At 34.3% G+C, this 12142-nt stretch carries 12 protein-coding genes; 7 read left to right on the top strand and 5 right to left on the bottom strand.

The genetic code is table 11. The features are described 5' to 3' along the window. Position 1 precedes the first annotated feature (1 nt). From AC23L6_RS02615 to AC23L6_RS02605, 3 genes are read left to right on the top strand one after another with little or no spacing between them, the layout of a single operon-like run. Positions 2–847 carry a phospholipase D-like domain-containing protein gene (locus AC23L6_RS02615; RefSeq protein ID WP_487560744.1) on the top strand — a complete coding sequence of 282 codons (846 nt, stop codon included), beginning with the start codon at positions 2–4 and terminating at the stop codon, positions 845–847. Beyond that, positions 829–1611 (top strand): DNA methyltransferase, encoded by a 783-nt coding sequence (locus tag AC23L6_RS02610; RefSeq protein ID WP_487560743.1) that lies wholly within the window; start codon positions 829–831, stop codon positions 1609–1611. The genes AC23L6_RS02615 and AC23L6_RS02610 overlap by 19 nt, the downstream gene beginning before the upstream one ends. Next, positions 1601–2644, top strand: coding sequence for a PDDEXK nuclease domain-containing protein (locus AC23L6_RS02605; protein ID WP_487560742.1), 1044 nt, complete (start codon positions 1601–1603; stop codon positions 2642–2644). The genes AC23L6_RS02610 and AC23L6_RS02605 overlap by 11 nt, the downstream gene beginning before the upstream one ends. A 182-nt stretch (positions 2645–2826) precedes the next feature. On the opposite strand, the gene AC23L6_RS02600 is transcribed toward AC23L6_RS02605, so the two are convergent. Then, entirely contained in the window at positions 2827–3207 is a 381-nt protein-coding gene (locus AC23L6_RS02600; protein WP_487560741.1) for a hypothetical protein, read from the bottom strand. 213 nt (positions 3208–3420) lie between these two features. Between AC23L6_RS02600 and AC23L6_RS02595 the strand changes: the two genes are divergently transcribed. Further along, positions 3421–3867, top strand: a complete 447-nt coding sequence (locus tag AC23L6_RS02595) for a GNAT family N-acetyltransferase (RefSeq protein WP_487560740.1) — start codon at positions 3421–3423, stop codon at positions 3865–3867. Positions 3868–3930: 63 nt separating this feature from the next. Here the strand turns inward: AC23L6_RS02595 and AC23L6_RS02590 are convergent, their stop codons facing one another. After that, on the bottom strand, positions 3931–5745 hold the full coding sequence (locus AC23L6_RS02590; protein WP_487560739.1) for a hypothetical protein: 1815 nt from the start codon (positions 5743–5745) through the stop codon (positions 3931–3933). Positions 5746–5989: 244 nt separating this feature from the next. Between AC23L6_RS02590 and nadA the strand changes: the two genes are divergently transcribed. The 3 genes from nadA (at position 5990) to AC23L6_RS02575 (ending at position 8983) form a co-directional block, all read left to right on the top strand. Further along, on the top strand, positions 5990–6919 hold the full coding sequence (gene nadA, locus AC23L6_RS02585) for a quinolinate synthase NadA (RefSeq protein ID WP_487560738.1): 930 nt from the start codon (positions 5990–5992) through the stop codon (positions 6917–6919). Next, a complete protein-coding gene (nadB, locus tag AC23L6_RS02580) occupies positions 6919–8466 on the top strand; it encodes an L-aspartate oxidase (protein WP_487560737.1) in 1548 nt (515 codons plus the stop codon). Before nadA ends, nadB begins: the two co-directional genes overlap by 1 nt. A gap of 85 nt (positions 8467–8551) precedes the next feature. Further along, positions 8552–8983 carry a Spy/CpxP family protein refolding chaperone gene (locus AC23L6_RS02575; RefSeq protein WP_487560736.1) on the top strand — a complete coding sequence of 144 codons (432 nt, stop codon included), beginning with the start codon at positions 8552–8554 and terminating at the stop codon, positions 8981–8983. Between the two features lie 32 nt (positions 8984–9015). Here AC23L6_RS02575 and hemL read toward each other — a convergent pair whose 3' ends face one another. From hemL to AC23L6_RS02560, 3 genes are read right to left on the bottom strand one after another with little or no spacing between them, the layout of a single operon-like run. Continuing rightward, complete coding sequence (gene hemL / locus AC23L6_RS02570; protein WP_487560735.1) at positions 9016–10302, bottom strand: glutamate-1-semialdehyde 2,1-aminomutase; 1287 nt, start codon at positions 10300–10302, stop codon at positions 9016–9018. 4 nt (positions 10303–10306) lie between these two features. Next, positions 10307–11242 (bottom strand): glucosaminidase domain-containing protein, encoded by a 936-nt coding sequence (locus AC23L6_RS02565; protein WP_487560734.1) that lies wholly within the window; start codon positions 11240–11242, stop codon positions 10307–10309. Further along, positions 11235–12140, bottom strand: a complete 906-nt coding sequence (locus AC23L6_RS02560; RefSeq protein ID WP_487560733.1) for a 1-aminocyclopropane-1-carboxylate deaminase/D-cysteine desulfhydrase — start codon at positions 12138–12140, stop codon at positions 11235–11237. Before AC23L6_RS02560 ends, AC23L6_RS02565 begins: the two co-directional genes overlap by 8 nt. Positions 12141–12142 lie beyond the last annotated feature (2 nt).

Here is a 12142-nt window from a genome sequence, read left to right as displayed (position 1 = left end):
AATGATTGAACAACTCCATATAAATTGGCATCAAAATTTAGGTTCATTAATCAATGAATCTAAAAATGAAATTTTTGTTTCATCACCTTTTGTTACCCAAAATGGAATTGATTTTATCTTGAAAAATGTTGACAACAATTTAAAGGAAAATGGAAATTTTACTTTTCTAACAAACTTGTCACCCAGTAACATAATTCAAGGCTCGAACAATCCAACAGTCTTTGAAAGGCTCAGATCTGAAATAAACAACCTTGAAATTTGGCATTTACCAAAACTTCACGCAAAGGTTTACATTTCAGACCAAAAAAAATCAATTATTACTTCTGGAAACTTAACAAATGGTGGTTTGTTTTCAAATTATGAATATGGCATACAAATAAATCAAGAAGAAGAAACCAAGAAAATATATCAAGATATCAACCAATATTGTATGCTTGGCTCACTTATAGAGTTGGGTACTTTAAAATCGCTAATTGATATCTCAAGTCAAATTACTAGTCGAGTACCACAAATTGAAAGTAGTATCTCCACTGAAATAAAAAATCTGCTCGAAGCTGCACAAAAAGAATTGATAAAAGACAGATTAAATGTTGGAGCGATTCACAATGTATTTTCAAAGACATTACTTTACGTTTTAGAAAGAAATCCATTGGGATTAAAAACGGAGGAAATTCATAAACAAATTCAAGAAATTCATCCTGATTTATGTGATGATTCGATTGATAGGATTATTGATGGAAAGAGTTTTGGCAAAAAGTGGAAACACGCAATTCGCACTTCACAACAACATTTAAAAAAGAATGGGTTAATCATTCTTGAGAATGAAAAATGGAGGTTAATAAAATGATGGTTTTAAACTTTACATATTATCCCAACACCTTTAGTATGTCTCCTGAGTATGTCAGACGCTTTGTTCAAACCAAACAACTAAACAGAGAATTTAGAGACGTTTTTCAATTATTGAGAGAAAAAACAATAAGAGTCTTTGAAAAGCATAAAACTCCTGAAAAAGAATCAACGGTTGTTGAGTGTAATGCAAAAGAAGTTTCCAAAAACTCTATCCTTAAAAAACATCTGAAAAAGGTTGATTTATTGCTTACATCACCACCCTATTTGGGAATTGTAAATTATGCAAGACAAAACTGGATTCGTTCTTGGTTTTTAGGAGCTGACCCAAATGAAGTTTCTGACAAGTTAGATGATGACCTGAACCTATTTGAGTGGATTAAATTTTCAAAAGACACTTTGAAAGAGTTTAAAAAATTTCTTAAACCAAATGGTGTCGCTGTACTTGTTATTGGAGATGTTGCAAAATCAAAGAATAGTGTTATTCCACTTGCAAGAGAGTTTGCTATGATGGTAAAAGAGAATAATATCTTTAAGAATGTTTGGATTTTTTCAGATTACATTCAAGGAGCAGATAAAACAACCAGAATTTGGGGAGAGACTAAAGGAAAAGCAACTGCAACAGATAGAATTGTAATACTCTCTGATGTGAACCCTTTTGAAAACAACCAAAGGTTAAACGGGAAATCCGTTTTAACTTATGATTTAATAAAGGAAAGCACTAAACATTTTATGGGGGACCTAATTGAAATGTATGACGAATAAACCATCAAATACCAAGTTCCTTTCTCAAATTGTTGATTTATTACAATCGGCAAGAAACAAAGTAATCCGTACCGTGAACCAAACAATGGTAATGACTTACTTTGAAATAGGAAGAATGATTGTAGAAGAAGAGCAGGACGGAAAAGAAAGGGCTGACTATGGAAAGCAAATCCTAAAAGATCTTTCTGATGTCTTGACCAAAGAATTTGGCAAAGGTTTTTCGGTTGACAACCTTGAAAATATGAGACGGTTTTATGTTGTTTATGGAAAATCCGAAACTCTGTCTCGGATTTCTGAAAATGCTATTTCCGAAACATCGTCTCGGAACTTTGATTTAAGTTGGTCTCACTATCTGAAACTAATACGAATTGATGATGAAAATGAACGAAAATTCTATGAGATTGAATCGTCTAAAAACAATTGGAGCGTAAGGGAATTGCAACGTCAGTTTGATTCTGCTTTATATACAAGATTGGTGTTGAGTAGAGACAAAGAAAAAGTAAAAGAACTTTCAGAAAAAGGATTGGTACTCGAAAAACCAAAAGATGCCATTAAAGACCCTTATATTCTTGAATTTATTGGACTTCCTGAGCATTCATCTTACTCAGAAAGCGACCTTGAACAAGAGTTAATAGACAAACTTGAACACTTTTTATTAGAACTTGGCAACGGATTTACATTTGTTGCTAGACAAAAACGAATTTCCTTTGATGATAAACATTTTAGAATTGACTTGGTTTTTTACAATCGAATTTTGAAATGCTTTGTTTTAATTGACTTAAAAATCGGAGAAATAAAGCATCAAGACCTAGGGCAAATGCAGATGTATGTAAACTACTATGACCGAGAAGTTCGATTAGAAGATGAAAACAAAACCATTGGAATAGTATTGTGCAAAGACAAAAGCAAATCTGTCGTAGAATATACATTACCTGAAAATAATGAACAGATTTTTGCAAGTAAATACAAAATGGTTCTACCAAGTAAAGACGAACTAAAACTATTAATAAACGAAAAGGAAAGCAGAAGATAAAACCTTTGTAAATTTGTAATTTACACAAACAAAAACTTTTAAAAATTATATATCATAACGACATAGTGAAAGCGGTCGAAAAGAAAAAACAAAAACAAGTAATGTATATTATAAAATTTAGGTGCCTAAATTCTTGAATATAGTTCAGCCCCTAAATGTCTTTTTGAATCAATTTTATTAATCTAATACGTCTCAATTCCATTTCGTTCTAAAATGGCTAAAAGGTAAATACTTTGGTTGGGGTCGTATTTTTCGATACCGCTTTTGTACCATTTTTCGATAACGCTAATTTGATAAGGAGTATACCCATCAGCATCTATATTCATCCCTAACATTCCCGCAAGGAGAAATTCTTCTAGCACTTTATCAGTAACCAAAAGAGCGGGAATTCCATTAGCAACATTTCCGTTTAAACTTTCATAATAAGATCTGCCACTGGTAAACCCATGGGTAAACGCAGGACTATTTTGACTACAATGATGTAATTGCATGTAAGGATTCAAACCTTTTGAGTAGCCTTCAACGTACTCATTGCGGTATACTGGGTTAAAAATATTATCCATAGTTTAAGCGTTTTTCCTGTGAATATGTAACAAACCTAAGGCGTATTTTTTGATTAAAAAATTAAAATCGTTTAAAGGATAAAAAACTCGAACTACGCCACTCTAGTCCGTGTAGTGACACATAAATCCGACCAAATGACCAATGTAATTTTACTTTCTGAATGAGATATAGTTCTTTTTCATAACTTCGTTTTTCAAATTCAATAAAAATTGATGATTATCAAAAGAACAAATTCTGATAACCCCGATTTTCAAGAACTAGTCAAAGCCTTAGATCTTGAACTGAAAATTCGTGACGGCGAAGACCATGCCTTTTATGCTGCTCTCAACAAGACAGATGCTATCAAACATGTGATTGTGGTATATGAAGAAAATAAAGCTGTAGGCTGTGGTTCATTCAGAGAATATGCACCTGGCATTATGGAAATCAAGCGAATGTATGTTCCCGAACAAGCTAGAAATAAAGGAATAGCATCAATTGTTTTAAAAAATTTAGAGTTGTGGTGTCGAGAACTTGGCATTGAAAAATGTATTTTAGAAACAGGTGTCAATCAGCCTGAAGCGATTCATCTTTACAAAAAAAACGGCTACCGAATTATCCCTAACTACGGTGCTTATAAGGATATGGAAACCAGCGTTTGTTTTGAAAAAGAAGTATAAAAAAAACGACCTTGCTCACAATTAAGCAAGCAAGGTCATTTTTCAACAATTACAAACACTATTTTAAACTAATACGAACTCAGGAATTAAAAGTGCTTCAACTTCTGACAAGTACTTTTCTAATTGATTTTGAATCTCTTCTGTTTCATTTTTAAAAAAAGAAGTGGTACTAAATAGATGCTGATAATAACCTATTCCTTCCATCAAATTATTTTTAAAAACATTCCGTTTTTTGATTTGTGCTGAAGTGATTTCATCGGAAACTTCGCTAATTTCATTCTTTAAATAATCGAGATACATTTTCAATTCTTTGACAAACAAATTCGGACGATTCGTAGTTCTCAAAACGGAAGTATAACCATAAATGTGTTGCACCATAGTAGAAAGAGATACTTCTTGGTCAAAATAGGCCATGTTAGGTCCTGGGCAGATGATAACCCCTTGCTCCTGCCCTTTAATCTTGATATTATTTTCTAAATAGGATGCATTGGCGAGACCTACACAAAGACAGGCTTTTTCTGTAATACTGAATTTCATCTTTTCATAGGTCTCTGCCGACAAAGTTTCTTTCTTTATCTCCAGTTCCTCAAGTTTGATATCTTGGTATTGTTTTGATGAAGTGCAAATCCCCTTGGCATCCAATTCTTTGCTCAGCGCCAAAAATCGTTTCGGACAGGAACTTCCTGCCTTGCTCTCGGCTATTCGTTTTTGTTTGAACTTTTCGTTTGTTGTGCCATGCAAAGTATTAAATGGAACTCCCAACGGGGAAATATGACTCAGGTATAAATCCTTTTCTTTAGCATTAATTAATAATTCTCGTGTTTGCTTATCCACCGAAGTAGCTTCAGGAACCAATAAAAATGGAGAACCCCAACCTATGGAATCTAACTTGTAATATTGTAACAGAAAATTGTGTTCCTCAGCAGTACCAACACCTCCTTGAGCCGTAATTTTTAAGGCTAATGGTTTTTCGGGAACGGGAAGCCCTTTTTGAGTTAGCGCTTTGACCATCAAATCATGAGCCGATTGAACCAATTGGTCTTTTTTATCTTTGAATTCCTCCAAAATAGGTCCAAGTAAAAACCCATCGGTTGCAAAAGCATGACCCCCACAATTGAGACCCGATTCGATTCGGTATTCCGAAACCCAAAGTCCTTTTTTAGCGAGAAAATTACCTTGAATCATGGCAGAGCGAAAATCACTCACTTTAAGAATAATTTTCTTTTGGAGCACCTGATTGCTATCTGGAAAAAAAGCGGGAAAGTTTTCGAAATAGCTAAACAACCTTGGATTCATTCCTGCCGAAAGAACTGCAGAAGAAGACAATGTACTATTTGCAAACCCACGAAGTGCAGCATGTGCATCATTAAATTCAATAGCTAGTTGTTCTTTTTTAATGAAATTGTCTTTGTCTAATTTGGTCATGATATTCACATCAATCTGACCAGCCAAAAGATAATTATCGAGAAACTTTTTAACAGTATCTTTCAAAACGGAACCTTCGTGCAATAGCTGATGTAAGCCTTTTCTCAATTCGGATGCATTAGGCAACATTGAAACATAATTTTCTAATGCCAACTTGTTTTCGGACAATTCGACTTTAAAATTTTCGAATTTATCTTTTACAATTTGGTCCACTAAATTCAAATAGGATGTAATTCGTTTGGCACGATAATCCTGAATTTTTTGAGTGATTTCTTGGTATGGTTTATCAAATTTTTCGCTGTAAAAAGCATTCATTTTTTCGATAAGCTCGTCATCCATAATCGAAATCACAGAATCTATTCCGTATTGTGCTACTCGTATAGGACTATCAATAGTAAAGGCTAGCCCCATCACAGGGATATGAAAGGTGTGTGTAGATTGATTCACTGTCATATTTGCGGTTTTATTATACATAAGCCACAAATTTCGGCAATGCAACTAATTAAAAACCTGATAAATGTCATTCCAAAGTTTGATTTGGAATTATTTTTGGTATTATTTGTATTTAAAATTCAAAATAAAAAGAGAAATACACGTTTTTGTGGTATTTTTGTGGCGTTTTAACAGCCCATTTTCTATACCGATTGGTTTTACGATAAAGAAGCTTTAGGTTGAAAATAAAATTTAAAATAGTACAATGAAAAGTCTAAAGGAGCGAATATTAGAGTTAAAAAAAGAGAAAAATGTAGTCATTTTGGCTCATTATTATCAAGAGAATGATATTCAAGACATAGCCGATTATGTTGGAGATAGTTTGGGATTGTCCCAAGAAGCTACTAAAGTTGACGCAGATATTATTTTATTTGCAGGAGTTCATTTTATGGCTGAAACTGCTAAAATCTTAAATCCAAGCAAAAAAGTAATTCTACCTGATTTGAAAGCAGGTTGTTCACTTGCAGAATCCTGTCCTCCTGATTTATTCAGAAAATTTTTAGACCAACATCCTGACCATACTGTAATCACCTATGTGAATTGCTCTGCTGAAATAAAAGCGATGACTGACATTGTTTGCACTTCTGCCAATGCCGTTAAAATCGTAGAATCGATTCCAAAGGATGTTCCTATTATTTTTGCTCCAGACAAAAATTTAGGAAAATATATTATAAGTAAAACAGGTCGTGATATGCTACTTTGGGATGGGTCTTGTGTGGTTCACGAAGCCTTTTCATTAGACAAATTAATCGAGCTTCATAAAAAACATCCTGATGCCCAAATTATTGCGCATCCTGAATCTGAAACTCATATACTTCAAACAGCCAGTTACATTGGTTCAACTTCTGGGATGATTAATTATGTGAAAACAAATCCACATAACAAATTTATCGTTGCTACAGAGTTTGGTATTTTGCACAAAATGCAACAAGAAGTTCCCGATAAAATATTAATCCCTGCTCCCGCAAAAGAAGACAATACATGTGCGTGTAGCGAATGTGGTTACATGAAAATGAATACCATGCAAAAAGTATACGATTGTTTGCTAAACGAAACTCCTGAAGTTACTGTTCCCGAGGATATTATTAAAAAAGCACTTGTCCCAATTGAGCGCATGCTTGAATTATCAAAATAATGACAGATACGAATTATTTAATTATAGGTTCTGGAGTTGCTGGATTGACCTTTGCTATTCGAATTGCAGATCGGTTTCCTGAAAAAAAAGTAACCATAGTAACTAAAGCCACCGCTGACGAATCGAATACTAAATATGCCCAAGGCGGTATTGCTATTGTTATGGATAAAGATGAAGATTCTTATCAAAAACATATAGAAGACACCCTTATTTGTGGTGATGGGTTATGTGATCCAGAAGTAGTTAAAATGGTAGTCACAGAGGGTCCAAAGCGCTTGAAAGAACTCATTGAATGGGGTGCTAAGTTTGATAAAAATTCCGAAGGCAATCTTGATTTGGGCAAAGAAGGTGGTCATTCTGAAAACAGAGTGGTACATCACAAAGACCAGACTGGTTCTGAGATTGAACGCGCCATATTGATGCAAGTGTATCAAAAAGAAAACATTACAGTATTAGATCATCATTTTGCACTTGATTTAATTACTGAAAATAATTGTTGCTTTGGAGCTATCGTATTTGATGAAAAAACCAAACAAATCAGCAGTTACCGTTCTGATATTACATTATTAGCAACCGGAGGTATTGGTCATTTATATGGACATACTACCAATCCTGTTATTGCCACCGGAGATGGTATTGCCATGGCTTACAGAGCCCATGCAAAAATAAAAGAAATGGAATTTATACAGTTCCATCCCACAGCTTTATACGACACTTCTACAGGATCAAAATTTTTGATTTCAGAGGCAGTACGAGGATTTGGAGCCTATTTGCGAACCAAAAGTGGTCACCGATTTATGCTTGATTATGACTCGCGAGGAGAATTGGCTTCCAGAGACATTGTTTCACAAAGCATTGATTTGGAGTTGAAAAAATCAGGAGAAGATTGTGTGTACTTAGATTGTACACATCTGGATTTAGAGGCATTCATGAAGCATTTTCCAATGATATACAATGTTTGTAAAAAACGAGGAATTGATATTGCTAAGGATTGGATTCCTGTTGTTCCTGCTCAACATTACCTTTGTGGTGGAATTGTTGTTGATAAGCATGGAAAAACGTCTGTTGATAATTTATTTGCCTGTGGTGAATGTTCTCGTACGGGTTTACATGGAGCCAATAGATTAGCGTCTAATTCCTTGCTAGAAGCCTTAGTCTATTCTAATGAAATCTATGAGTATATAGCCAATACAGCCATAGAAATTCCAAAATTAAATCAGACTGCTACCAACTATAATTCTATAGAAAAACCTGAAATAGAAACCGAATATTTAACAACACTAAAGTCTCAATTGCAACATTTGATGCGTCAAAACGCTGGAATTGTTCGCAACAACTCTGATTTGATGAAAGCTGAAAAACAGCTAATCGAATGGAAAAATGATATGGAAGAAAAAAGCAAACTGTATCAAATCGATTCTGCTTTTTATGAATTACTCAATATGATTACCATCGGAATTTTAATCGTTCAACAATCCATTGAAAGAAAAGAAAACAAAGGTGGCTTTGTTAAAATCGATTTGAAATCCAACAACCGAAACAATTAAAAGGGCAAGAATGATAATTTTTTGTTAACTATTAAACCTTTTACTTTCTCACTTGTCTTATCTACAAATCTTAAAAAATTATATCATGAAAAAATTATTTTTATTCGCATTGTTAGCAATTGGTCTAACTAGTTTTGCACAAGGAAGAGACGGTAGTCCTATGAAGGATAAAATGGAAAAATTAACTCCAGAACAAAAAACGGAACGACATCTAAAAAAACTAACTTCAGAGTTGAATTTAAATTCAAAACAGCAAGAGCAAATAAAGCAACTATTAACTGAACAAGGTGCGAAAAGAGAAGAATTCAAAGCAAAAAGAGAGGAATATAAAAACAGTTCCGTAAAACCATCTCCCGAGGAAAGAGCGGCATTTAGAAGTAAAGTAGAAGAAGAGAAAAAGGCAATGGATGAAAAAATGAAAGCCATTTTGACTCCGGAGCAATTTGAAAAATGGAATGCCAATAAAATTGAGAAGAAAGAAAAAATGAAAGCTAGGATGGAAGAGAGAAGAAAATAAATAAAAAATCCGGTAATACCGGATTTTTTATTTTAAAGCGTTTTAGATACTTTGTCTATAGCTCGAATGGTAAAATCCAAATCATCATAAGTGAGTGCATCAGTAATAAACCAAGTTTCATAAGCCGACGGTGCAATGTAAATCCCTTCTTTTAATAATCCGTGAAAGAATTTTTTAAAAGTCTCATTATCCCCTTTTGAAGCCGATTGAAAATCAAGAACTGGCGAAGCATCAAAGTGAACAGAAATCATCGAACCTACTCTGTTGATGGTAAATACCACTTTATTCTCTTGTAGAACTTTCCTTATTCCGTTTTCTAAGTAAGCTGTTTTTTCTTCCAATCTTTGAAAAATGGCAACATCTTCATTTAGCGCCTTCAACATGGCCAATCCTGCTGCCATCGCCAATGGGTTTCCTGATAAGGTTCCTGCTTGATATACTGGACCCAGCGGCGCCAAATAATTCATAATTTCCTCTCGTGCAGCAAAAGCTCCAACAGGCAGACCTCCTCCGATTACTTTTCCAAAACATACAATATCTGCTTTTATGGAATATAACTCTTGAACACCTCCTTTTGCCAAGCGGAATCCAGTCATCACTTCGTCAAAAATCAGTAGAATATTATTGGCAGTACATAATTCTCTCAGTCCTTGAAGAAAACCGTCTTTTGGTGGAATACAACCCATATTTCCCGCAACTGGCTCTACTATAATCGCTGCTATTTCATTTTTATTGGCCTCGATTAATTGTGCAACATTTTCTAAATCATTGTAGCGAGCCAACAAAGTATCCTTTGCTGTTCCTGCTGTAACTCCGGGACTATTTGGAGTTCCAAAAGTTATAGCACCACTTCCCGCTTGAATTAAAAAAGAATCTGAGTGACCATGGTAACAACCGGCAAATTTTATAATCTTATCTTTTTTAGTAAACCCTCTGGCCAAACGTATAGCACTCATACAGGCTTCTGTTCCCGAATTTACAAATCGTATTTTATCGATATTAGGCACCATAGAAACCGCTAGAGCAGCTATCTCTGTCTCTAGTTCAGTTGGCATCCCAAAAGAAGTTCCTAACTTAGCTCTTTGAATTACCGATTCTACAACGGGCTCGAAGGCATGTCCCAAAATCATTGGTCCCCAGGAATTGATATAATCTATTAATCTGTTTCCGTCTTCATCATATAGATAAGCTCCTTTAGCACTTTTAACAAAAATTGGAGTGCCTCCAACAGCTCTGAAAGCACGCACCGGTGAATTTACGCCTCCAGGAATTACTTTTTCAGCTTCAGCAAAGAGCTGACTGCTTCTTTGATATAACATATAATTATTTTATTTTAAGGTTTTGACCTATCGAAATAGAATTGTCGTTGATATTGTTTATTCTTTTCAAATCGTCAATAGTAATGTTGAATCTTTTTGAAATAGAATACAAGGTGTCGCCCTGACTCACTTGATAAATATCAGAATTCATAGATATTTGGTCTTTTGTATTTATAGGAATGTATTCGGTTCCTAAAACTTCTGAATCAAATCTATTTAATTGATAGCGCTCTATGATACCAATTAATTTTTCTGGGTATTTTGGATCGGTAGCATAACCTGCGGCTTTTAACCCTTTTGCCCATTGTTTGTAATCATCTTTAGGCAATTTAAACAAGGGTTGATACCAAGCTCTTCCTGTCAAAAAAAGAGAATGATCTTTATAAGATTCTCCTGGTTGTTCGTATTTTCTGAAACACTCTTTTTCTTCATCATCATCATATCTCACACTAGGACCGCTCCAATCTTTGTGACACTTAATCCCAAAATGGTTATTGGCTAAAGTACTTAATGGTCCTGTTCCCGCACCCGATTCTAGAATTCCCTGACCTAAAATAATACTTGAAGGAATTCCATATTGTACCATGTTATTTTTGGCAGTTTCTTTATACTTTGAGATATAATCCAATACCATAGCGGTAGTTACTTTGACTCTCGTAGTGGCCTCGAGGATTTCCGACTGACTATTTGATGTGTTCTCAGAACTACCCGACGATTTTACAACAGCCTTATCGCTTGTTGAAGTTGACCCTTGATAGGTTGGTTTGCTTGTTACTACTGGCTTTTTTGTTGGTGTTGGATGAGTAGTGGTTCTATTCCTCGTTGAAGCTGTCGTAGCCGGTTTTTTATAGGTGGGCTTTGTGGTTCTCACTATTGGCTGGCTAGAGGAACATCCAACTAAAATAATTAAAATTATAAAAAGTATTGCTTTTTTAATCATTGCTTTTAATTAATGGTAATTTTTTCATCTTTAATTTAATGTTCATCCCTTGAATTCCTTGAAGCCCTCCAGTATGTATCAACAAAATTTTTGACCCTTTTGGAAAATAATTAGTCTGTATTAAATCCATAACGCCAAAAACCATCTTCCCAGTATAAACAGGGTCTAAAGGAATTCCTGTTTTCTCATAGAAGGTATTTATAAACGCAATCAGTTCACTATTTATTTTTCCATAGCCACCAAAATGGTAGTCTGTAATCAATTTCCAATTTGATTTGTTTACAAATTTACGAATATCTTCTTCTAAAAAATCACCTTTTAAAGCTGGAAATCCTAAAACTTGTTGACTGTTTTTTGAACAATTTATTATCCCAGAAATTGTTCCTCCAGTTCCAACTGAACAACAAATGTAATCAAACGTGCTATCATCTGAAGTCAAAATTTCTTCACATCCTTTTATCGCGAATTCATTAGTTCCTCCCTCTGGAATTAAATAAAAGTCTCCATGTTTTTGTTTCAAATTTTCAATGAAAGTATCTTCTTGCTTCAATCGATACTTTTCTCTCGAAACAAAATCAAATTTCATTCCGCATTTTTGAGCGAATTGTAGCGTAGGATTTTCAATTGTTTTATTTACAAGTTCATCTCCTCTTATGATTCCAATAGAGTCCAAATTGTTTTCCTTTGCGGCATAAGCAACTGCAGCAATATGATTGGAATAGGCACCTCCAAATGTGAGTAAACAAGACTTATTTTCAAACTTTGCCTGAATGATATTGTATTTTAACTTTCGGAATTTATTCCCAGAAACTATGGGGTGAATCAAATCTTCCCTTTTTATGTAAAGGGAACAATTTGAAGAAAATGGCATATCAATTTTCTGATTAAGAGATAGCATTT

It is taken from the genome of Flavobacterium sp. R1_16, assembly GCF_057652095.1.
Note: the sequence above shows the minus strand (reverse complement) of the source record. Positions and strands in the feature narration are given on the sequence as shown.

Coding starts and splice junctions, on each gene's coding strand:
- AC23L6_RS02560 (WP_487560733.1), bottom strand. CDS start 12,140: ATGCTATCTCTTAATCAGAAAATTGATATGCCATTTTCTTCAAATTGT.
- AC23L6_RS02610 (WP_487560743.1), top strand. CDS start 829: ATGGAGGTTAATAAAATGATGGTTTTAAACTTTACATATTATCCCAAC.
- AC23L6_RS02590 (WP_487560739.1), bottom strand. CDS start 5,745: ATGACAGTGAATCAATCTACACACACCTTTCATATCCCTGTGATGGGG.
- AC23L6_RS02595 (WP_487560740.1), top strand. CDS start 3,421: ATGATTATCAAAAGAACAAATTCTGATAACCCCGATTTTCAAGAACTA.
- AC23L6_RS02575 (WP_487560736.1), top strand. CDS start 8,552: ATGAAAAAATTATTTTTATTCGCATTGTTAGCAATTGGTCTAACTAGT.
- nadB (WP_487560737.1), top strand. CDS start 6,919: ATGACAGATACGAATTATTTAATTATAGGTTCTGGAGTTGCTGGATTG.
- AC23L6_RS02600 (WP_487560741.1), bottom strand. CDS start 3,207: ATGGATAATATTTTTAACCCAGTATACCGCAATGAGTACGTTGAAGGC.
- hemL (WP_487560735.1), bottom strand. CDS start 10,302: ATGTTATATCAAAGAAGCAGTCAGCTCTTTGCTGAAGCTGAAAAAGTA.
- AC23L6_RS02565 (WP_487560734.1), bottom strand. CDS start 11,242: ATGATTAAAAAAGCAATACTTTTTATAATTTTAATTATTTTAGTTGGA.
- nadA (WP_487560738.1), top strand. CDS start 5,990: ATGAAAAGTCTAAAGGAGCGAATATTAGAGTTAAAAAAAGAGAAAAAT.
- AC23L6_RS02615 (WP_487560744.1), top strand. CDS start 2: ATGATTGAACAACTCCATATAAATTGGCATCAAAATTTAGGTTCATTA.
- AC23L6_RS02605 (WP_487560742.1), top strand. CDS start 1,601: ATGACGAATAAACCATCAAATACCAAGTTCCTTTCTCAAATTGTTGAT.